General features: G+C 63.8%; 22 protein-coding genes. 11 read left to right on the forward strand and 11 right to left on the reverse strand.

The genetic code is table 11. From position 1 onward, the window contains the following. Nucleotides 1-5: 5 nt before the first annotated feature. On the reverse strand, nucleotides 6-1,052 hold the full coding sequence (locus tag ASH00_RS06425) for a D-2-hydroxyacid dehydrogenase (protein WP_056546067.1): 1,047 nt from the start codon (nucleotides 1,050-1,052) through the stop codon (nucleotides 6-8). A 137-nt stretch (nucleotides 1,053-1,189) separates the two neighbouring features. Between ASH00_RS06425 and ASH00_RS06430 the strand changes: the two genes are divergently transcribed. Genes ASH00_RS06430 through ASH00_RS06445 form a run of 4 tightly spaced genes read left to right on the forward strand, consistent with a single transcriptional unit; the run spans nucleotide 1,190 to nucleotide 4,411 of the window. Further along, on the forward strand, nucleotides 1,190-2,143 hold the full coding sequence (locus ASH00_RS06430) for an aldo/keto reductase (RefSeq protein ID WP_235563173.1): 954 nt from the start codon (nucleotides 1,190-1,192) through the stop codon (nucleotides 2,141-2,143). A 12-nt stretch (nucleotides 2,144-2,155) separates the two neighbouring features. Further along, complete coding sequence (locus ASH00_RS06435) at nucleotides 2,156-2,935, forward strand: alpha/beta fold hydrolase (protein WP_056546069.1); 780 nt, start codon at nucleotides 2,156-2,158, stop codon at nucleotides 2,933-2,935. A 47-nt stretch (nucleotides 2,936-2,982) separates the two neighbouring features. Then, nucleotides 2,983-3,981 carry a GlxA family transcriptional regulator gene (locus ASH00_RS06440; protein ID WP_056546071.1) on the forward strand — a complete coding sequence of 333 codons (999 nt, stop codon included), beginning with the start codon at nucleotides 2,983-2,985 and terminating at the stop codon, nucleotides 3,979-3,981. Nucleotides 3,982-3,994: 13 nt separating this feature from the next. After that, nucleotides 3,995-4,411, forward strand: a complete 417-nt coding sequence (locus ASH00_RS06445) for a CoA-binding protein (protein WP_056546072.1) — start codon at nucleotides 3,995-3,997, stop codon at nucleotides 4,409-4,411. Nucleotides 4,412-4,428: 17 nt separating this feature from the next. Here ASH00_RS06445 and ASH00_RS06450 read toward each other — a convergent pair whose 3' ends face one another. Then, complete coding sequence (locus tag ASH00_RS06450) at nucleotides 4,429-5,250, reverse strand: DUF1206 domain-containing protein (RefSeq protein WP_056546074.1); 822 nt, start codon at nucleotides 5,248-5,250, stop codon at nucleotides 4,429-4,431. Nucleotides 5,251-5,308: 58 nt separating this feature from the next. Here ASH00_RS06450 and ASH00_RS06455 point away from each other — a divergent pair, with 58 nt between their 5' ends. Both ASH00_RS06455 and ASH00_RS06460 read left to right on the forward strand, forming a co-directional pair. Continuing rightward, the gene (locus tag ASH00_RS06455; RefSeq protein ID WP_056546076.1) at nucleotides 5,309-5,704 is read left to right on the forward strand and encodes an MmcQ/YjbR family DNA-binding protein; all 396 of its coding nucleotides are present in this window, start codon (nucleotides 5,309-5,311) and stop codon (nucleotides 5,702-5,704) included. Then, the gene (locus ASH00_RS06460; protein ID WP_056546077.1) at nucleotides 5,697-6,245 is read left to right on the forward strand and encodes a DUF1990 family protein; all 549 of its coding nucleotides are present in this window, start codon (nucleotides 5,697-5,699) and stop codon (nucleotides 6,243-6,245) included. Before ASH00_RS06455 ends, ASH00_RS06460 begins: the two co-directional genes overlap by 8 nt. A gap of 6 nt (nucleotides 6,246-6,251) precedes the next feature. On the opposite strand, the gene ASH00_RS06465 is transcribed toward ASH00_RS06460, so the two are convergent. The 5 genes from ASH00_RS06465 to ASH00_RS06485 form a co-directional block, all read right to left on the reverse strand. Beyond that, nucleotides 6,252-6,638 carry a DUF1304 domain-containing protein gene (locus ASH00_RS06465; protein ID WP_056546079.1) on the reverse strand — a complete coding sequence of 129 codons (387 nt, stop codon included), beginning with the start codon at nucleotides 6,636-6,638 and terminating at the stop codon, nucleotides 6,252-6,254. A gap of 112 nt (nucleotides 6,639-6,750) precedes the next feature. After that, a complete protein-coding gene (gene purL / locus ASH00_RS06470) occupies nucleotides 6,751-9,039 on the reverse strand; it encodes a phosphoribosylformylglycinamidine synthase subunit PurL (RefSeq protein WP_056546081.1) in 2,289 nt (762 codons plus the stop codon). Beyond that, a complete protein-coding gene (gene purQ / locus ASH00_RS06475) occupies nucleotides 9,036-9,812 on the reverse strand; it encodes a phosphoribosylformylglycinamidine synthase subunit PurQ (RefSeq protein ID WP_056546083.1) in 777 nt (258 codons plus the stop codon). The genes purL and purQ overlap by 4 nt, the downstream gene beginning before the upstream one ends. Next, nucleotides 9,809-10,066, reverse strand: a complete 258-nt coding sequence (purS, locus tag ASH00_RS06480; RefSeq protein ID WP_056546085.1) for a phosphoribosylformylglycinamidine synthase subunit PurS — start codon at nucleotides 10,064-10,066, stop codon at nucleotides 9,809-9,811. Before purS ends, purQ begins: the two co-directional genes overlap by 4 nt. Before the next feature lie 193 nt (nucleotides 10,067-10,259). Beyond that, a complete protein-coding gene (locus ASH00_RS06485; RefSeq protein WP_056546088.1) occupies nucleotides 10,260-10,655 on the reverse strand; it encodes an SSI family serine proteinase inhibitor in 396 nt (131 codons plus the stop codon). Here ASH00_RS06485 and ASH00_RS16800 point away from each other — a divergent pair. Continuing rightward, nucleotides 10,654-10,938 (forward strand): hypothetical protein, encoded by a 285-nt coding sequence (locus ASH00_RS16800; protein WP_056546090.1) that lies wholly within the window; start codon nucleotides 10,654-10,656, stop codon nucleotides 10,936-10,938. The genes ASH00_RS06485 and ASH00_RS16800 overlap by 2 nt on opposite strands. Here ASH00_RS16800 and ASH00_RS06495 read toward each other — a convergent pair. Then, nucleotides 10,895-11,872, reverse strand: coding sequence for a hypothetical protein (locus ASH00_RS06495; protein WP_056546092.1), 978 nt, complete (start codon nucleotides 11,870-11,872; stop codon nucleotides 10,895-10,897). The two genes, ASH00_RS16800 and ASH00_RS06495, sit on opposite strands and share 44 nt — an antisense overlap. A 302-nt stretch (nucleotides 11,873-12,174) precedes the next feature. Here ASH00_RS06495 and ASH00_RS06500 point away from each other — a divergent pair, with 302 nt between their 5' ends. Both ASH00_RS06500 and ASH00_RS06505 read left to right on the forward strand, forming a co-directional pair. Then, nucleotides 12,175-15,249: a S8 family peptidase gene (locus ASH00_RS06500; RefSeq protein WP_082565915.1), complete on the forward strand. Its 3,075-nt coding sequence runs from the start codon at nucleotides 12,175-12,177 to the stop codon at nucleotides 15,247-15,249. A 138-nt stretch (nucleotides 15,250-15,387) separates the two neighbouring features. Next, nucleotides 15,388-15,666, forward strand: coding sequence for a hypothetical protein (locus ASH00_RS06505; protein WP_235563176.1), 279 nt, complete (start codon nucleotides 15,388-15,390; stop codon nucleotides 15,664-15,666). An 8-nt stretch (nucleotides 15,667-15,674) separates the two neighbouring features. Here the strand turns inward: ASH00_RS06505 and ASH00_RS06510 are convergent, their stop codons facing one another. Further along, nucleotides 15,675-16,961 (reverse strand): aspartate kinase, encoded by a 1,287-nt coding sequence (locus tag ASH00_RS06510; RefSeq protein WP_082565916.1) that lies wholly within the window; start codon nucleotides 16,959-16,961, stop codon nucleotides 15,675-15,677. Nucleotides 16,962-17,176: 215 nt separating this feature from the next. Here ASH00_RS06510 and ASH00_RS06515 point away from each other — a divergent pair, with 215 nt between their 5' ends. Then, nucleotides 17,177-18,109 carry an ABC transporter ATP-binding protein gene (locus ASH00_RS06515; RefSeq protein WP_056546096.1) on the forward strand — a complete coding sequence of 311 codons (933 nt, stop codon included), beginning with the start codon at nucleotides 17,177-17,179 and terminating at the stop codon, nucleotides 18,107-18,109. After that, on the forward strand, nucleotides 18,106-19,236 hold the full coding sequence (locus tag ASH00_RS06520; RefSeq protein WP_056546097.1) for an ABC transporter permease: 1,131 nt from the start codon (nucleotides 18,106-18,108) through the stop codon (nucleotides 19,234-19,236). Before ASH00_RS06515 ends, ASH00_RS06520 begins: the two co-directional genes overlap by 4 nt. Nucleotides 19,237-19,257: 21 nt before the next feature. Here the strand turns inward: ASH00_RS06520 and ASH00_RS06525 are convergent, their stop codons facing one another. Next, nucleotides 19,258-19,977 carry a GNAT family N-acetyltransferase gene (locus ASH00_RS06525; protein ID WP_056546099.1) on the reverse strand — a complete coding sequence of 240 codons (720 nt, stop codon included), beginning with the start codon at nucleotides 19,975-19,977 and terminating at the stop codon, nucleotides 19,258-19,260. Between the two features lie 28 nt (nucleotides 19,978-20,005). After that, nucleotides 20,006-20,602 (reverse strand): recombination mediator RecR, encoded by a 597-nt coding sequence (gene recR / locus ASH00_RS06530; protein WP_056546101.1) that lies wholly within the window; start codon nucleotides 20,600-20,602, stop codon nucleotides 20,006-20,008. Between the last annotated feature and the right edge of the window lie 49 nt (nucleotides 20,603-20,651).

Here is a 20,651-nt window from a genome sequence, read left to right on the forward strand (position 1 = left end):
CCCGTTCAATAGAACTCCACAGTGTCAACAACATTGAGGAGCGCTTCGCCGTCGAGCAGTCGCCGGGCATTCTCCGCGAAGAGCTCGGCGATTTTCCGTTCCTCTTCCTCGTACGTCCCTGCATTGTGGGGGCTTACCAAGACGTTCGGAAGGTTCCACAGCGGGCTGTCAGCCGGCAGCGGCTCCTGTTCGAAAACGTCGAGCGCGGCAAAACCGACGCGCCCGTCCCTGAGCGCCCCGATGAGCGCTTCCTCGTCCACGGTGACGCCTCGGCCGACGTTCACTACGGTGATCCCCTCCTTCACCTGCTCCAACAGCTCGCGGCTGAGCATGTGGTGGGTCGATTCGGTGGCGGGCAGGCACAAAACCACGGCGTCAACGTCCGGAAGAAGAGCGCCAAGGCGCTCCGGCGGGACGATGCCTGAGACACCTTCCGCGTCGACGTCGCGTCGATGCACACCCACGACGTCGGCTCCCAGCGCACTCAGCTTGCGCGCCACCGCGCGCCCGATTCCGCCCAGCCCGACGACGGCGACACGCTGGTTTGCCACCAGCGGCACCGGGCGCCGTGCTCCCCAGACGCGGTTGCGCTGATCCTCCAGTAACTGGGGCACGCCCTGCGCGCCGGCAAGGACGCCGAACACTGCGAACTCGGCCAGCGGTTCGGCGTGCACGCCGCCTGAAGTGGTGAATGTGATGCGCTCCAGCTCATCCGGAGTGAGCTGCGCCGCCTTCACCTGGCTGCCGCCGCCAGCCGGAGTGGTGTGGACCCACCGAAGGCGCGGGTTGGCACGGGCAGTCCGGCGCAATTCCTGCCCCGACTGGCCGGGCACGCCATACAGGGCCTCCGCACTGTCAATGAGGCGCTCGTACTTTGTCTGCTGAGATGGCGTCCGCCGGAAGTCCCTGGCGCCCTGATGGTCGCCCGCGTAGAGCTGAGGAGGCAGCAGTGACTGGTCCCGCACCAATTCGATGCGCGGCTCCAGCTCTTCGATCAGCTCGCAGAGGGGCTCGGGCAGGGGAGTGGGTACAAAGACGCGAAGCTCGGCCACGGTTCTCCAGTCGACGGGGTTCTTACGGAAGCATATGTGACCTCACCGACGGAAATTCTGACCGGAACTCCGGCCTTTCGCGGTAAGTTCCTAAGCAGAGTCCCAGCCAACACCTCGACCCGTGAAACGGAGACACTGTGCACGAACAGATGCAACACACCGTCGATCCCCGGCCGCTGGGCGGTACCGGCCTCCTCACGAGTCCCATCACGCTCGGCACCTCATCGCTCGGCGCCGGAACCAGCGCCGGAGATCCGGGGGAGGCGGCCGCCGTCGAACTTGCCCAGGCCATGCTGCACGGACCCTACTCACTCATCGACACCTCCAACAACTATGCAAAGGGCAGAAGCGAGGCAGTTCTGGGCTTGGCGTTGGCGAAAGGCGGCACAGCCGAAGGCAGGTCTGTTGTCACCAAGGCTGACCAGGATCCCACGACCGGGTCCTTCGACCGGGACCGCGTCCGGCAGTCCTTCGAGGAGAGCTGCGGGCGGCTCGGAGCGGACCAGCTACAGCTGCTGCACCTGCATGACCCTTACTCCATCACCTTCGAGGAGGCGGCAGCGCCGGGCGGTGCAATCGCCGGAATGCTCGAACTCAAGGAAGAGGGGCTGGTCGACGCCATCGGCATCGCCGCAGGAACAGTCAGCCTGATGCGGCAGTACGTCGCCACCGGAGCGTTCGATGTCCTCCTCACCCACAACCGGTTCACACTGGTTGACCGAAGCGCACTCCCGCTCATCGAAGAGGCAGCGGAGCAGGGGATGGGCGTGTTCAACGCTGCGCCCTTCGGCGGCGGACTCCTCGCTCGCGGGTCCGCCAGCGGTGCCGCCTACGCCTACAGCGATTCGCCGCCGGAACTCCTCGAATGGGTTGCCCGGATCGAGAGCCTCTGCACCGAACACGGAATCGACCTCCCGACTGCGGCACTCCACTTCTCCCTGCGTTCACCCCTGGTCGACTCCACCATCGTCGGCCTCTCATCCACCAAGCGCATCGACCAACTCGAGCAAGCGCGGCAAACGGAAGTGCCGCCGTCGTTTTGGGAGGATCTGGACAAGCTGGGCACACCGCCGTCGACCATCACCGACTGACCGTAGCGGCCCGTGGACTTCGCGGTCACCTCGGACGGCACCCGTCTGGCCTGGCGGTCGGACGGCTCCGGAAGTCCGCTCCTGCTCATCGCCGGCCAGGCCACAGCGCTGACAGGCTGGGAACCGATCGTTCCCAGCCTGGCCGAGACGTTCCGGGTCATCCGCTTTGACCATCGAGGGGTCGGCACAAGCGACGACGGCCCCACCGGCCACCTCAGCACGAGGGACTTCGCCGCCGACGCCCTGGCCGTCCTCGACGCCGCCGGTGTGGAACGCGCGCACATCTATGGGCACTCCATGGGAGGCCGTGTAGCGCAGTGGCTCGCCATCGACCATCCGGACCGGGTGGGCGCCATCATTCTCGCCGCCACCTCCGCGGGCGGATTCCTTGGGAAGAACCGTGATCCCGATGCCACCCGGGCGCTCACCAGCGGAGACCCAGCCCGGCTCGAACCGCTCTTCTTCGACGCGGACTGGGCAGCCGCGCACAGCTCGGCCGTGCGGACCTTCTTCACGTTACGGGCATCGAAGCAGGCCAAACGCCGGCACTTCCGTGCAAGCACAGAGCACGACGCGCGGAACCTCCTGGGCTCCGTCCAGGCACCGACGCTCATCCTTCATGGCACCGACGATCGGCTCACCCCGCTGGACAACGCACTGGCCCTCCGCGAACTCATTCCGCACTCCATGCTGGTCAAGATCGTGAATGGACGGCACGGCTTCCACCTCGACCACCCCGAAACGGTCGATTGGATCCGACGGTTCGTCGCCCGCAAGGCACCGCAACTTTAGCGTGGCTGGATCTTAACTATCGGGCACAAACCTGCCACACTGGGTGCATGCTGAAGAAGGTCGCCGTCGTCGCGCTTCCAGGAGTGACGCCCTTCGAGTTCGGGGTCGCGTGCGAGGTGTTCGGTGTTGACCGCTCCACACGCGGAGTGGGCATACCGGCCTTCGACTTCTCGATCTGCACGCCCTCGCCCGGCCTCGTTCCCACGGGCCTGGGTTTCTCCATTTCCGTGGAGCAGGACCTCGCAGCTCTCGAAACAGCGGATCTGGTGATCATGCCGCCGTTCGGAATCGATGCACCGGGACAACAAGAAGTACACCGGGCACTTCAGTCGGCCCACCGGCGCGGCGCCTGGGTACTGTCAGTCTGCAGCGGAGCCTTTGCGTTGGCGGAAGCGGGACTCCTCAACGGCCGCCGGGCAACCACGCACTGGCTCCACGCACAGCGGCTTGCCGAGCAGTATCCCGAGATTCACGTTGATGAGAACGTGCTCTACGTCCAGGACGGCACCATCATCACCAGCGCCGGAACAGCCGCGGGAATCGACGCCTGCCTACACCTGGTGCGCACCGAACTGGGAGCCGCCGCGGCCACGAGCATCGCCCGGTCCATGGTGGTCCCGCCCCACCGCGCCGGCGGGCAGGCTCAGTACATCGACCGTCCCATCTCCGTGGCACAGTGCGACACCCTGGAGAACATCCTCGTCTGGATGGACGAACACCTTGACGAGGAACACTCCGTCAGCGCCCTCGCCGCCCGCGCCCACATGTCGGAACGAACCTTCGCACGACGCTTCAAGGCGGAAACGGGCACGACGCCGGCGGCCTGGCTCACAGCGCAACGGGTCCTTCGCGCGCAGACCCTGCTGGAGGAATCCGACCTCGGGATCGAAACCATCGCCCGCGACACCGGCTTCGGGCAGGCGGTACTCCTGCGCCATCACTTCCAGCGTGCACTGGGCACGTCACCGGCCGCTTATCGGAAAACATTCCGCGGGCATCCGGCGCCCGCGCAGAATGCTGGCGCCCGTAACCTGCAGCCCGCCTGAGAAGGAGCCCCTCATGCCGCACTCCAATGACCCAGCCACCATCAAACGGCTGCTGACCACTCCGGCGCGCTGGGCCGTCGTCGGGCTCTCGAACAATCCGCGGCGGGCCGCTATGGGGGTATCGCGCTTCCTGATCCACCAGCTCGGAATGGAGGTTGTTCCGGTCAGCCTGAAAGGCGACGACGTCTACGGCCGCACCGGATACAAACGGTTGGCGGACGTGCCGGGGGAGGTCGACGTCGTTGACTGCTTTGTGAACAGCCAACGGGTGGGGGCGGTGGTCGATGACGCAATTGCTGTGGGTGCCAAGGCGGTCTGGCTGCAGCTCGGAGTGATCGACGAGGCGGCGGCCCAGCGGGCGGCTGATGCAGGACTGGACGTTGTCATGAACACCTGCCCCGCCATCGAGGCTCCGAGGTTGGGGCTGTAAGCACGAAGCCCCCGTACTCACATGCGCTGGTAACGGGAGCGCACCACCATGAAGACGCCGTACGCGATCAGCCCCAGTGCAACCGCGCCCAGGATGTAGACGCCGAAGGGCTGCTCCTGCAGTGACTTGAGTGCGCCGTCCAACCCGCTCGACTTTTCCGGGTCGTGTGTGACGGTCGCGGTGATGACCAGAATGCCCAGCACGCCCAGCGCGATCCCCTTGGCGACATAGCCGATGGTCCCCAGCGTGGTGATGGCCTTGCCTGTCGAGCCGGATGGCTTGCCCGACAGATGCTCTTCGAACTTCTGGGTGACGCCGCTGTAGACGAAGTACCCCGCCACAATGAGAATACCGACGCCGATCGCGAGCAGGAGCGCCGGCCCGGCGGGGCTCGCCATCAGGGCCGCACTGGTCGACTGGGTTGAGCCGCCTCCTCCTCCGCCCAGCGCGTACTGGGCAAACCCGATTCCGATTGCCGCATACACCACGGCTTTTCCACCGTTTTTCAGCCGGTAGATGACATCCTCCTTGCCGTCGAGGCGCTGCGGCGGAAAGAACACCTCGCTCAGCAGGAACAGCGCAAGGGCACAGCACCCGATTGCACAGGCCCACAGCAGGATTCCGCCGAACGGCGTGCTGGCGAGCGATGACATGGCCCCGGCCTGATCGGGGCTGCCTGATCCTCCCGAGGCAACGCGCACAGCAATCACGCCGATGAGGATGTGCAGCAGGCCTGCCGCGACATACCCTGCACGGGCAGCGATGATGAACGGCTTGGAATCAGCTGCGTCTTCGGCTCCGTCTGCAACCTTCCGCGCCTGTCGGCCCAGGTCTGACATGTGCACTCCTTGATCGTGGTCCCTATAGTGTGTCACCGCTTCGCTGTAGGCTCACTACGTGGATGCAGAACAGCTTCGGGTGGCCTGTCTGGCGTTTCCCGGCACGTTCGAGGACTTCCCGTTCGGGCCTGAAGCTTCCGTATTCAAGGTGCGCGCACCGGGCGGTTCAGCGAAAATGTTCGCGCTGTCAGACCTCGGATCACCCGTCCTGTCCATCAGCCTCAAGTGTGAGCCGGATCTGGCAGAACAGCTGCGGGCCGCTCACCCGGAGATCACCGGAGCCTGGCATATGAACAAGACCCATTGGAACGGCGTGGACTGCACCGGCTCCCTCCCCGATGACATGCTTCGAGACATGATTGAGGACTCTTACGACCTCGTGGTGGCAGCGCTGCCGAAGAAGGACCGCGAATCACTCGGCTGGTCCCGGCTGGCGCAGGGCAGCGATGCCTGATATCACTCACACCGCAATAGGGTGGACGCGGCTTGGCGCCTGGCCGGCAGGCTTTCGGCCCATGCGCCACCGAATCCGGGTGGGCACGGGAGAAGCCGCCTTTCGCCGGTTGGCCGAGGGCATCCTCACGTTTGAGCTCCACCGCCGCTCCAACCTGCGTATCACGGCGGAACCACGAGCCGCCGTCGGAGGCTCCGTAACCGTGGGGTTCGGTGTGGGCAACTTACGCCTGAATGCGCCGTGTGAAGTGGTATGGGTGGAAGAAGTGAACCCAACCAGCGACGACGACGGCGGTGCCGCTCGCGGCGCCCGCCGGGCCGGCTTTGGTTACGCCACCCTGCCGGGTCATCCGGAGACCGGCGAGGAGAGTTTCGTTGCAGTGCTGGAGGCCGACGGCTCGGTGTTCTTCGAACTGCACGCCTACAGCCGGCATGGGAACTGGTTCTACCGTCTCGGTGCTCCGGTAGCGCGGTTCTGCCAGGAACTCGCTACCCGCTGGTACCTTAATGCTGCCCGCCAGCTGGCGGCGGGTCCAGCGTAAGCAGCTTCAGGCCTGCTGCACCATGGGCAGGGTCAACAGCGCAAGAAGAGGAGGGGCTCCCTGGACCAGGGCGGCAATCCATAGCGACCGGTTGGTGACCACGAGCACGACGGCGGCGAGCACCATGACTGCCAGCGCGAGGACAATCATGCCGTAACCAACGAGCGTGCCGGACAGCGCCAGGCCCACAATCACACCGGCAGCCAGGAAGAGGTTATAGAAGCCCTGGTTAAACGCCATGGGCCGAATGATGTCTGCGTGTTCCTGGGAGACAATCCCGAACTTCCGCCACGCGGACGGGTGACGCCAACGCACACTTTCGAGCACAAAGATGTACACGTGCAACAGACCCGCAATCATGGCGAAAAGCGCACTCAACAGCGGAAATGTCATGCATCAACCCTATCTGCTGGGTTGCTCTACCCATGGACAGCCTACGTAACGATATGGCACAGCACCGGCGTGCAGTACGCCGGTGCTCTGCCATATCGGTCTGCTCGGAGGCTTACGCGAAGTGCTTCGGAAGCGTGGCTTCGTGTGCTTCCTTCAGCTCCGTCAACGGGAGGGTGAAGTGACCCTGCACGTCGAGCGCGTCGCTCTCGACATCCACAACACCGATCCGCGTACGCGGGAAGTTCCGCGCGGCGCACATATCGTTGAACCGCACCTCTTCCGAACGGGGAACGGAAACGACGGCGCGGGCCTGGCTTTCACTGAACAGTGCGGTAAACGCGTCAATTCCGTCGCGCTCGCACAGCTCGTCAATCGCGATCCGCGCACCCACACCGAAGCGCAGGGCCGCCTCGGACAGTGCGGCGGCGAGTCCGCCCTCGGAGAGGTCGTGTGCCGCATCGATCATGCCGTCGCGTGAGGAGTTGATGAGGATCGCTGCGAGCGTCTTCTCGGCACCGAGATCCAACGCCGGGGGCTGCCCGCCGAGGTGGCCGTGAAGGTTTGCCCACTCGGAGCCGTCGAGCTCATCGCGGGTGGTGCCGAGCAGGTAGATAGCCTGCCCGTCCTCCCGCCAGCCCGACGGCGTGCGGCGGGCGACGTCGTCGAACACGCCCAGCACACCGACCACCGGCGTGGGGTGGATTGCCACGCCGCCCGTCTGGTTGTATAGCGACACGTTGCCGCCTGTCACCGGTACTCCCAGTTCCTGGCAGGCGTCAGCGAGACCGCGAACGGACTCCGCAAACTGCCACATGACTTCCGGGTCCTCGGGGGATCCGAAGTTGAGGCAGTCAGTGACCGCCATCGGCTTGGCACCGGAGGTAGCGACGTTACGGTAGGCCTCCGCGAGAGCCAGGCGGGCGCCGTCGTAAGGGTTGAGGTAGGAGTAGCGGCCGTTTGCGTCAGTGGAGAGCGCGATGCCCAGGCCGGTTTCCTCGTCAACGCGGACCACACCGGCATCATCCGGCATGGCCAGGGCGGTGTTGCCCTGGACGTAGCGGTCGTACTGGTTGGTGATCCAGTCCTTGGAGCACATGTTTGGGGAGGCCATGAGTTCGAGCACCGCTGTCTTGAGGTCGGAAGGCCGGTCTCCGGCGAAGGAATCTGCCTGCACACCGTCCAGCCACTCGGGGCGGGAGTACGGGCGCTCGTAGACCGGGCCGTCGTGGGCAACGGTGCGGGGATCGACGTCGACAATTTTTTCGCCGTCCCACTCGATGATGAGGCGGCCGGTGTCCGTGACCTCACCCAGCCACGAGTACTCGACGTTCCACTTGTCCATGATGGCCTCGAACGCGGCGGTATTCTCCGGTGTCACCACCGCCATCATGCGTTCCTGCGATTCCGACATGAGGATTTCGCCCGGAGTCAGCGAGGGGTCCCGCAGCAGGACGCTGGTGAGCTCGACGTGCATACCGCCGTCGCCGTTCGAAGCCAGCTCCGACGTTGCGCAGGAGATACCGGCTGCGCCGAGATCCTGGATGCCCTCCACCACTGATGCCTTGAACAGCTCAAGGCAGCACTCAATGAGTACCTTCTCAGCGAATGGGTCACCCACCTGAACCGCGGGCCGCTTCGACGGCTTGGAAGAATCAAACGATTCCGACGCCAGCACCGACGCGCCGCCAATTCCGTCGCCGCCCGTCCGCGCACCGAAGAGCACCACGCGGTTACCGACGCCGGAGGCGTTGGCCAGCCGGATGTCCTCGTGGCGAAGGACGCCTACCGCGAGGGCGTTGACCAACGGGTTGCCCTGGTAGACGGAGTCAAACACCACCTCGCCGCCGATGTTCGGCAGGCCGAGGGAGTTGCCGTACCCGCCGATGCCGGAGACGATGCCGTGCACCAGGCGCGGGGTGTCCGGGTGATCGATAGCTCCGAAACGCAGCGGATCCATGACCGCAACCGGGCGCGCACCCATCGAGATGATGTCGCGGACAATGCCGCCGACGCCTGTCGCCGCGCCCTGATAGGGCTCCACGAACGAGGGGTGGTTGTGGGACTCGACCTTGAAGGTCACCGCCCAGCCGTCACCGATATCCACGACGCCGGCGTTCTCACCGATACCGACGAGCAGGTGCTCCTTCATGGCCTCGGTTACCTTGTCACCAAACTGGCGCAGGTGCACCTTCGAGGACTTGTAGGAGCAGTGCTCGCTCCACATGACCGAGTACATGGCGAGCTCAGCAGCGGTCGGGCGGCGTCCGAGGATCTCGACGACCCGCAGATACTCGTTTTCCTTCAGGCCCAATTCAGCCCAGGGCAGGGGCTGCTCCGGAGTCTGCTCGGCGTGCTCGACCGTGTCGATATTGAACTTCTTGGACGTTGTCTCTGTGGTCACTTGTTAACCAGCTTCTGCAGTACCGAGGTGAAAATGCCGAGTCCGTCCACGCCGCCGCGGACCTCAACCTCACCGAGAGCTGAGGAGTCAGGACCGAAGCCCGCCTCGACTGCATGCTCAGGGTGGGGCATGAGGCCAACAACGTTGCCGTGCTCATTCGTGATGCCGGCGATATCGCGGCGTGAGCCGTTGGGGTTGCCGCCCAGGTAACGGAAGACCACGCGCCCCTCGCCCTCAAGCTCGTCAAGAGTGCGCTCGTCGGCAACGAACTGGCCGTCCTGGTTCTTCAGCGGAACCACAATCTCACTGCCCTCGGCGTAGGAGGAGGTCCACGCCGTCGAGCTGTTCTCCACTTTCAGGCGCTGGTCCTTGCACAGGAAGTGCAGGTGGTTGTTCTTGACCATTGAGCCGGGGAGGAGGTGTGCCTCGGTGAGGACCTGGAAGCCGTTGCAGATGCCGAGCACGGGGAGTGAACCACCGGTTGCGGCAGCGGTGATCTGCTCCATCAGCGGAGCGAAACGCGAGATTGCACCTGCACGCAGGTAATCCCCGTAGGAAAAACCGCCGGGGATGATGACTGCGTCCACATCCTTGAGGTCATGGTCGCCGTGCCACAGCGCGACGCCGGTGCCTCCTGCGAGGCGGACGGCCCGGAGGGCATCGCGATCATCGAGCGATCCGGGGAACGTGACAACACCGACGCGGACGCCCGACAAACTCGAATCCACCACCGCGGCATTCGAGTGCCCGATCAGCGGAGTTTCGACGGTCACTGGGCGTCCTCGATAACCTCGACGCGCGTCACGTCCTCGATCACCGGATTGGAGAGCAGGGTAGCGGCCGCATCGCGGGCGGCTTCCAGCACTTCTTCCGTGACATCGCCCTCGACGGACAGCTCGAACCGCTTCCCTTGCCGCACTTCAGCGAAGCCGGTGAATCCGAGGCGGGGGAGGGCGCCGGCAATGGCCTTGCCCTGCGGATCCAGGATTTCGGGTTTGGGCATGACGTCAACAACGATCCGGGGCATCCGGCAACTCCTGTGAAGTGTGCGCACTGGAAAATGCGGTTAAATGCGGGTGCCCGACGGGTGCCGTCTCACGCTTGGATGTTTACAGCCTGTTCCAGCGCTCCGCGAGCTTGCCGTTCCATTCTACCGGCCGAACTCCCCGGCCCGGAAACTCGCGTCCGTTCGCCCGGAATCAGCGTGCGTCAGCGAAGAACTAGCGTGCGCCGGCAGCGCCCAGCACGGTTTCGAGGGCATTCCATCGTGCAATCTCGCAGCCGTCCGTGGCCGAGAAGGAGGCGTACACTCGGTGTCCGTCGACGGTGCCCTTGACTGTTGCTGTCTGCGGACCGCCGTACTGCTGGGTGCACATCTGGTTGGGATCCGGCTGTGCGTTGAAGAAGGCAGCGCCCAGACGTTTCACAGCTGCACACGCCGCTTCCGGGTTGGGCACAGTTGTGGTTTCGCCGATGCCGTCCGGAGTGCATTCGAGGAAGTACTCGGTTGGCGGGGAGTCCGGGGTGGGCTTGATGCTGATGGCCAGCATGGCGGTACCGACCGCGTCAGGGTCCGACGGCAGGCTGGGGGCGGGCTTCGGTGAATCTGTTGGCATGCTGCTCTCCGTGGCTGTCGGCGACGAGGATGGTCCCGCTGATTCGGTACTGGGCGTCGTGGGAGGGGCAGCGGTCAGCTCCGTACCGGGCTCACCCGCCGTGCCGCACGCTGCCAATGCAGCCGAAAGTGCCGTGGCGGTAAGGATGCAGGCTATCCTGACGGCAGCGCCGTGTGCCAGTCCCATGGGAAAACTCCTTGTCACCCTTGAAGCACCTCTGCGCAGGGTGTACCCCGCGCTCAGCGCCCGACGCCGGGTTGATTTCCCGGCTGAAGTTGATTGATGTACTGGCTTAACTGTGCACGCTTTAGCTGGGATTCAGCCGAGAACTCACGTTGCGCCCGCACATAGTCTGCCCGGCCTGCCGGAGTCTCGATGGCGATCGGAGGGTAGCCCCACTCGGCAAGGTCGTAGGGAGATGCCTTCATGTCCATGATCCGGATCCGCCAGGCGAGTTCAAAGCAGTCCATCACGAGCTCGCTCGGAAGCGCCGGCACCAGCTTGTACGCCCACTTGTAGAGGTCCATGTTCGCGTGCAGGCAGCCTGGCTGTTCAAGGGTCCGCTGTGTTGTGCGAGTCGGTTGAAGTTCGTTCAGCGGGACCGCCTGCGGCGCATAGAAGCGGAAGGCGTCGAAGTGGGTGCACCGGATGCGGTTTGCCTCCACGACCTCGTCCGTCCCGCTGGAGCCAAGCCGAAGGTTCAGGTATTCGTGCCGGATGACGTTGTCCTCCGACTTGTACGCCATGGCCCACTCATGCAGCCCAAAGCAGCCAAGCTGCGCCGGACGGGCAGCGGTGCCGGACAGGATGATTCGCGCAAAGTCCACTGCCTCGCGCCGCACAGCCAGGAATGCGGCGAGATCCACGGTGACTGCGCCGTCGTCGTTGTTCAGGTTCAGTTGCTGCCGTTCCCCGCCCGTGAGCGGGCGGTAGAACTTCCAACCGGCGCGTTCGACGGCACCCGGTCCGGTCAGAACGGTATGCGCACCTGGATGCCACCGCAGCAGTTGGGCGGGCTTCTGGGTGTAGTAAGTGAAGAGGAAGTCCTCCACCGGATGCTTGCGCTGTTGCGCGCGGCGACGCAGGTACGGCTCGGTGTAGGCGCGAGCGCGCTCGGCATGGGCGAGGGCTCGGGGCTCCCACTCTTCCGGAGCCAGGACTGTCAGTGGCACCTCACCATTATCACCTGATGGCCTCAAGCAACCGACTTCTACCATTCTGGCCGTCGGAAGTGAATAAACGAGCGTTATGAAAACCCGATTTTGCTGGAAGTCTCTGTTTACCGGCAGGATCTGCTCAGGAGTGTGCCCTCCTGACGTTACTCGGGGGTAGCCTATGTGAGGCTCGGTTGTGATTCAGGGCACAGCCCCACACCAGCTGCTTTCAGTCCGGCAGGTCCGGGCGCTTTTTCGATGAAAGGTAATCTCGCGTGAAAGACCCCCAACACAGGAATCCGCGGGCAGGTGGTCTGCGTGGAGCTACAGCTCTCGTACTTGGCCTGCCGCTGATTCTCGGATCCATGACGGCGGTACCTGCCGCTGCAGCACCTGCTGGTCCTACTGCTACCCAGCAGATCCAGCCGGTCAAGAAGGTGGACCCCAGCAACTACCCGGACGGCCGCTACATCGTTGTGCTCAATGAAGAGCCTGCGGCTACATACGACGGCGGTGTGCCCGGCATCGAAGCCACCAAGCCGGGGAAGGGCGAAAAACTCACCGGCAAAAAGGACTTCCAGAAGTATAAGAAGCACCTGGAGCAGAATCAGCGGGCTGTGGCCGCCGCGGAGGGTGTGGAAATCAACCGCTCCTACGCTGCCGCGCTCAACGGCTTCAGTGCCAAGCTGACATCGGAGCAGGCGGTTGAACTCGCCAAGGATCCGAACGTGCGCATGGTTGCTCCGGACGTCGAAAACGCGCCGGACGATTACTCGAGCATGGACATCCTTGAACTCCGCGGTAAGAAGGGTGCCTGGAAGACCGAGTTCGGCGGCGAGAAGAACGCAGGCGCCGGGACAGTCGTCGGCGTCATCGACACCGGGTACGCACCGGGCAGCGCGTTCTTCGCCGGCGAGGAAGTACAGCCGCTCAAAGGCAACGCGAAGCCGAAGGTCGGCGTCCCCTACCTCAACGCTGAAGGCCAGATCGCCATGCTCAAGGCGGACGGCTCCACCTTCCTCGGTGAGTGCCAGGCCGGAGAAGGCTTCACCGGTGAGGAGTGCAACTCCAAGGTTCTTGCGGCACAGTACTTCGCGGATGACTTCATCCGCTTCGTTCCCGAAGCGAATCGTGCACCGGAGGAAGTTCTCTCCCCGGTCGACGTCGACACGCACGGAACGCACACGGCGAGCACCGCCGCGGGCAACAGCGGCGTCACGCAGACCGTTGACGGCCGCGACTTCGGTGTGTCTGCGGGCGTAGCTCCAGCGGCCAAGCTGTCGGTCTACAAGGTCTGCTGGGCTGATGATGATCCGGCTACCGGCGGCTGCTACTCGTCCTCCTCCGTTGCTGCCATCGAGCAGGCAACTCTTGACGGCGTAGACGTGCTGAACTACTCGATCTCAGGCAGCGCGACCACCACCACCGATCCTGTGTCGCTGGCCTTCCTCGGCGCAGCATCCGCAGGAGTCTTCGTGGCAGCCTCGGCCGGTAACTCCGGTCCGACCGCCAGCACCGTCAACCACGGTGCGCCATGGGTCACGACCGTCGCAGCGAGCACCTTCAGCCACGCGCTGCAGGGCACTGCCGAGTTCTCCGACGGGACCAAGTTCCGCGGCGCCAGCATCATGAACGCCGGCGTACCCGCCAGCCCGGTTATTCTCAGTGCCGACGCGGCTGCAGCAGGCGGGGTCAGCCCTGCCCTGTGTGGACCCGATTCGCTTGACCCCGCACTGGTGACCGGCAAGATCGTTGTCTGTGATCGCGGTGTCTTTGACCGCGTTGCCAAGTCCGCTGAGGTGAAACGAGCGGGCGGCATCGGCATGATCCTGGTCAACCTCACCGATTCCTCGATGGACACGGACAAGCACTCGGTACCTACCGTGCACGTCAATGCTCCCCAGAGCCTCGCGCTCAAGGAGAAGGTTGCAGCCAACCCGGACATCAAGGTAGCGCTGGTCCCTGAGGACACCACCGGAGAGCCGTTGCCTCCCGTCCCGCAGATCGCAGGCTTCTCCTCACGCGGTCCGCTGCTCGCAACGGGTTCGGACCTCCTGAAGCCGGACATCGCCGCTCCCGGCGTGGCCGTTCTCGCAGGTGTTTCACCGATCGGTACCGGCGGCGACGAGTTCGGGTTCCTTTCCGGAACCTCGATGGCGTCCCCGCATGTTGCCGGCGTCGGAGCCCTTATTCTGGCCGAGAACCCCAAGTGGTCACCCGCTGCGGTCAAGTCCGCCATGATGACCACTGCAACCCCCGTGAAGAACGCTGAAGGTGGCGTCGACGGCGACGTCTTCGCAACCGGCGCAGGCCAGGTCAACCCTTCTGGCGTGCTCAGCCCGGGCCTCATCTACGACGCCGGTCTGAAAGAATACCTGCAGTTCGTTGAGGGAACCGGCTTTGCGGACGTCGATGGCCTCGAGGGCATCGACGCCAAGGACATGAACGTCCCGTCCTTCGCCGTGGGCAACCTGACCGGTAAGGTCACCGTCACCCGTACGGTCACCGGTATGAAGCCGGGCACCTACACCGCATCAGCGAACGTGCCTGGTGTGGATGTGACGGTTACCCCGTCGGTCCTGAAGTTCACCAAGCCGGGCGAAAGCCAGAGCTTCACGGTGACCTTCGAGAACGACACAGCGGCCCTCGGCCAGTTCGCCAAGGGCTCGCTCACCTGGCAGAGCAAGCAGGAAGCGGTTACGTCGCCTGTTGCAGTTCGGCCCCAGTCGGTAGAGGCTCCGTCCGAGGTGTCCTTCACCTCCGAGGGTTCTGACGGCAGCGGAACGATCCCCGTAACCTCGGGATCCAACGCTCCTATCGCCATGGAACTTCTCGGTTTGTCCAAGGCAACCAGTGAAGACTTCTCACTGGTCCCGAATGGCGGAGGACTTTCCCTCTCAACGAACGCATCAAACTACGTGAGTACCCTGACTATCCCTGAGGGCACTCCGTTCGCGAAGCTGTCCGTTGTCTCCGCCGATCCGACTGCGGACTTTGACTTCTTCGTGGTCAACTCGCGTAATCAGATTGCCTATCAGGCAGCTACGGGCTCGGCAAGCGAGAGCCTGAACCTGCAGAATCCCACTCCGGGTACCTACAGGGTGATCGTCAACCTGTTCGCCAGCCCTGACGGTCGGGCAACTGCCGGAACCTTCGATGCCGCCATCCTGGGCGCCGATGAGGGCAACGCCTCGCTCACACCGAACCCGCTGGAGCTCGCCAACGGTGAGTCCGGTGAAGTCACGCTGAACTGGACCGGTCTCGAGCCGGGCTCCTACGTAGGTCGCGTGACCTACGAAGGATCCGCAGCCGTAACGTTCGTTTCGGTTGTTGTAGGCGCTGACGGTGTAGCCGCACCGACGGCAGTGTCATCGACCGGTGATGCAGACAAGCTGCGCACTGCCCCTCAGGGGGACGCTACTCCGACAAACGGTAAGTAGCATTCGCCGGTAGGAAAGCACAGCAAATCCCTCGCACTGGTAACGGTGCGGGGGATTTCTGCGTTCAGCAGGCTCTTTTTACCCCGTACGGACTTAAGATGTGGGTACTCGACCAGCCGCAGAGAGAAGGCGATACCCATGGCTGAGAGAAACCGGCGCCGCTGGATCAGGAATCCGATACCGATCTTCCTCGGTCCTGCCGAGAGGGACGATCTCGATGGGCCTGTAGTACACCGGCATGATGAGTTCGAGCAGGCTTCAGAAACTGAACTCGCTGAACTCAACATCGAGGTGGACTCGGACGGGCATCACTACGCCGTCCGGAGGCATCCGGACCACGAGGCGGTGCGCCGTACCGAACCGGTCCAGAAGTACCCGGACTACTTCACGAAACCTGTCCTTCACACCGAGGATTAACGCGTGGTTTAGCGACCCGTGCCCGCATAGACGGTGGCGACGGCCTCACCGTCGAGGTCGAACGCGGCATGCACCGCGCGTACCGCAGTGTCGAGCAAATCTGCGCTGGTCACTACCGAGATACGGATCTCGGAGGTGGAGATCATGTCGATGTTCACACCGGCGTCGGACAGTGCCTTGAAGAACTTGTAGGAGACGCCGGGATTTGATCGCATGCCGGCGCCGATGAGCGACAGCTTGCCGATCTGCTCGTCGTATTCAACACTCTCGTAGCCGACATCCGCCTGGGCGGTCTTCAATGCCGCGCGGGCATCTGCGCCTTCAATAATCGGCAGAGTGAAGGAAATGTCCGTGCGCCCGGAGCCGTGCGTCGAAACGTTCTGGACGATCATGTCGATGTTCGAGTGCGCGCCTGCAACGATCCCGAAAATCTCAGCTGCCTTGCCCGGGATATCCGGAACGCCGACCACTGTGACCTTTGCTTCTGACCGATCATGGGCAACACCGGAGATGATGGGCTGTTCCAAGGGTTCTCCCTCTTGAATCTTGATGGTGTCATCGGGGTTGGGTAGTACCCACGTCCCCTCGAGCTGGCTGAAGGATGAGCGGACGTGCAGCGGAACGCCGAACCGGCGAGCGTACTCCACGCAGCGAAGGTGCAGGATTTTTGCCCCCGAGGCGGCCATCTCGAGCATTTCCTCGCTGGAGATGGTGGAGATCTTCCGGGCGGCAGGGACAACACGCGGATCAGCCGTGTAGACGCCGTCGACGTCGGTATAAATCTCGCAGACGTCGGCATTCAGCGCCGCTGCGAGCGCTACAGCCGTGGTGTCCGAACCTCCGCGGCCGAGAGTGGTGATGTCATTGCTGTCCTGGCTCATCCCCTGGAACCCGGCGACAATCGCGATGTCGCCTTTGTCGATTGAGGTCTTGATCCGGTGCGGCGATACGGCGATGATCCGGGCCTTGCCGTGGATGGCATCGGTGATCATGCCGGCCTGGCTGCCGGTGAAGGACTGCGCGCTGGAGCCTGCCTCATGGATGGCCATGGCGAGCAGTGCCATGGAGATGCGTTCCCCGGCGCTGAGGAGCATGTCCATTTCCCGCGGGTTGGAGGACGAGCTGACCTGCCCGGCTAGATCAAGCAGTTCATCGGTGCTGTCTCCCATGGCGGAAACAACGACGACGACCCGGTTGCCTGCGGCCTGTGTCTCAACGACGCGTTTGGCGACGCGTTTGATTCCTTCGGCGTCCGCCACGGACGAGCCACCGAACTTCTGGACAATTAGGGCCATGCGCACGCTCGCTGAAACTTGGGAGATGATGTCCGGCGGCGTCTTCGGCGCCCGAAACTGGTCAGTTGCGCGGGATTGCTCCCGTGCTGGAGACCGGCCGTGGGATCGAAATGAACCACCGGTAACCGCACACCATGTTAACTGTTCGGATTCGGCTCACCCAATTGGAAGTCGAATTGTGCCGGGATGTCAGTGTGCCTTGCTAGTGTCACATCATGACCAATGGGTATGGGGGAATCATTGCCAGGGGTATTCGACGAAGTTTCGGTTCGGTTGCTGCCGTCCGCAACATCGATTTTGAGGCGCCGCCGGGAGAGGTGACAGCGCTGATCGGGCCCAATGGGTCCGGCAAGACCACCCTGCTGCTGATCCTCGCCTCGCTGTTGGCGCCGGATGCCGGCACTTTGTCCGTCGGCGGATCAGATCCGGGGAGGGACACGGCGGCCGTACGGCGTAAGGTCGGCTGGATGCCTGACACGCTGGGCGTGTGGGAATCCCTCAAGGCCCGGGAGATTCTCACCACCGTCGGTGCGCTCTACGGACTGAGCCCGACGGCGGCAGCTCACCGCGCCGCTGAATTGCTGGCAGAAGTTCGGCTCAGCGACTACGCCGACGCCCCCGCGAGGGTACTGTCCCGTGGCCAGCAGCAGCGGCTCAGCCTGGCCCGGGCGCTCATTCACAACCCGGAGGTGCTCCTTCTGGATGAACCGGCATCCGGACTGGACCCGGGTTCCCGGGTGGAACTGCGGATCATGCTGAGGCGGCTGGCAGGAGAAGGCAAAACCATCGTTGTGTCCAGCCACGTCCTGTCCGAATTGGATGAGATTGCGGACCGTGCCGTTTTCGTCAACCGCGGTGAATCCGTGAAGAGCCAGACACTGGATGAGGCAGGAACGCAGCTGCGCAGATACTGCATCCAGGCTGAACCGATGGGAGCGCTCGCGGACGCCTTGACGAGCCACGGCGTCGTCTTCGAGGAGCCCGGTGATTCCCGGCGCGTCGAGTATCAGGTGCTTCTCAGTAGCACCGAACAGGCAGCGTGGCTGTTGCGCACGCTCATCCTGGCGGACGTCGTCGTCACCGCCTTCGCGCCTGCGGGCGGCGCCCTTGAAGAGACTTACATGAGCCTGGATACGGAGCGGCAATGAGCGCCATGGAGACCCAGTCCCTGCAGGAGAGCAGTACACACCACCTCGGCTACGTGACGGGAGTGCGCACCATCTTCGGGTTGGAGATGAAACAGCGGCTGCGGGGCCGTGCCTGGTACATCATGATGGCCGTTTGGTTCCTTGTGATCGGCCTGGTGTTCCTGCTCGCCACACTGACGACGGCGACCATGGACGGCGCGGGTCCGTTCCTCTTCGACCTGGTGGTCGGCTTTGTCCTGCTCTTTGGCCTGCTGGTGGCGCCGGGACTTTCAGCGAACGCAATCAATGGCGACCGGACCGGCGGGACCCTTGCCATTCTCCAGATCACGCTGCTTACGCCAGGGCAGATCCTGTGGGGAAAATGGCTGGCGTCCTGGACTGCGTCACTGGGGTTTCTTGCACTGAGCTCTCCGTTTATTTTTTGGGCGCTGGCTCTGGGAGGGGTCAACCCGCTTGAGGCGTTCGTCTCGCTGCTGGTGCTGGCCATTGAGCTGGGCCTTGTGTGCGCACTCGGTGTCGGGATCTCTGCGCTTGCGGGCAGGCCCCTGTTTTCGATCGTCACCACCTACATGATGGTTGCGCTGCTGTGCATCGGTACGCTGATTGCCTTCGGCCTGAGCATGTCGCTCGTGATCGAGGAGGACGTGCGGGTCACGCAGTCCTTCTACGACTATCCCCAGGAGGCCCTCGAGAGCGGGCAGATGCTCACCGAGGAGGATCTGGAGTGCGTCACCAACGAGGTGCTCACGCCGGTCCTGCACACCGAAAGAACTGCGTGGCTTCTCGCTGCCAATCCGTTCGTGCTTGTGGCCGACGCGGTGCCGTATGACCGGGATACCGGAAATGCGAACTCCGGCGTAGTGACCGCAAACTACCGCGCTCCCGGAGTGATGGAAAGCATCAGTGAGCAGGTCCGCCTTGCCCAAGCAGGTCCGGACTACGAGGTCACCTGTGAGGAGGCGCAGTTCTTCGGATCCGGCTCCCGTGACATCGATTCTGAACCACTGCCGATCTGGCCGCTGGGGCTCGCCCTGCAGGGTGCATTGGCCGGCCTGGTGCTGTGGGCGGGCCGCCGGAAGCTGGTGACGCCGGTTCGCCGTCTCGCACGGGGCACCCGCATCGCCTGATCACCCGGCCCGGCTGACCCGTCAGGCGTTCTGCGCAACCACTTCCCACGTGCCGAATAGGGAGAGACCGGCCCGCTTCGCCAGCCGCGCTGACGCCTGATTGGTCTCCTGGCAGCGGTACTGCGCCTCGAATCCTTCTGCGTGCGCGTAGCGGGTAATTGCACGGACCACCTGGCGTCCGTACCCCTGTCCACGGACGAATGGGAGCGTCAGGACGCCGAGGTCCGCCAGGCGTGAGTCCTCCCACGGGTACATGCTCGTTGCACTCACCAGTCGGCTGTCGGCGAAGGCGCCGACTACAACCCAGTGGTCCAGTTCCACAAATGACTCATCCCGATCCGCTTCAGGCGCGCTCGCCTGGAACTCCGCGAAGGCCGAACTGTCCGCAGATGAAAGACGCCTCACGTGCGAAGGATTGGGTTCATCAAGTACCTCGGCCAGCATGTCCTCCGAGAAGTGGAAGTAGAGGTCGGGGCTGTGCAGCTGCACCCCGAACTCGGACAGGGCACGGCGGAAGGCCGCTTCCGAAGTTTCTTCGGCGGGAAGGTGCAGCTGAGCCCGCACGTCCGGGGTTACCACCGCCCGGACCCGGCCGTCGGGTTGGGTGAGCACCATGACGCGCCGCTTGTCACTGAGGTGGGGGTTGACGCTCAAGGTGAAGCGGCCGTCGTCGTGCAGTGTGATCTTCGGGGTGAAACGTGCGTCCCAGTAGCCGGTAATCGCGGGCGAGAATGCGTTCACGTGCCGGTTCCTTCCGACTTTACTGTGATTAGGAGACGGTGCGGCGACCCTCGAAAGCGCGGCCAAGGGTGATCTCATCGGCGTACTCGAGGTCCCCACCCACGGGCAGTCCGGAGGCCAGACGCGTGACCTTGATGCCGATGGTTTTCAGCATGCGCACCAGATAGGTGGCCGTTGCCTCGCCCTCGAGGTTGGGGTCCGTGGCGATGATGATTTCCTGGACCTGATCGTCCGAAAGACGGCTCAGCAGTTCACGGATGCGCAACTGCTCCGGTCCGATCCCGGCGATGGGATTGATGGACCCGCCGAGAACGTGGTACTTGCCGCGGAAGGAACGGGTGCGCTCAACGGCGATGACATCTTTGGACTCTTCGACCACGCAGATCGCGCTTGGGTCCCGCCGCGGGTCGCGGCAGATCCCGCAGGTTTCCTGCTCTGCGACGTTCCCGCAGATGGTGCAGAATTTGACCCGTTCCTTCACGGTGACAATGGCGTTGACGAGGCGCTTGGTGTCTTCCCCGTCAGATTCGAGAATGTAGAACGCGATGCGCTGTGCCGATTTGGGGCCAACGCCGGGAAGGCGTCCCAGCTCGTCGATGAGCTCCTGAACTGCGCCTTCGTACACGGGTGTATGCCTTAGCTGTAGGTGGTGCTGGGCTGGTTCTAAACGGCCC

It is taken from the genome of Arthrobacter sp. Soil782, from assembly GCF_001428435.1.
GTDB classification, from domain to species: Bacteria; Actinomycetota; Actinomycetes; order Actinomycetales; family Micrococcaceae; genus Arthrobacter_D; species Arthrobacter_D parietis.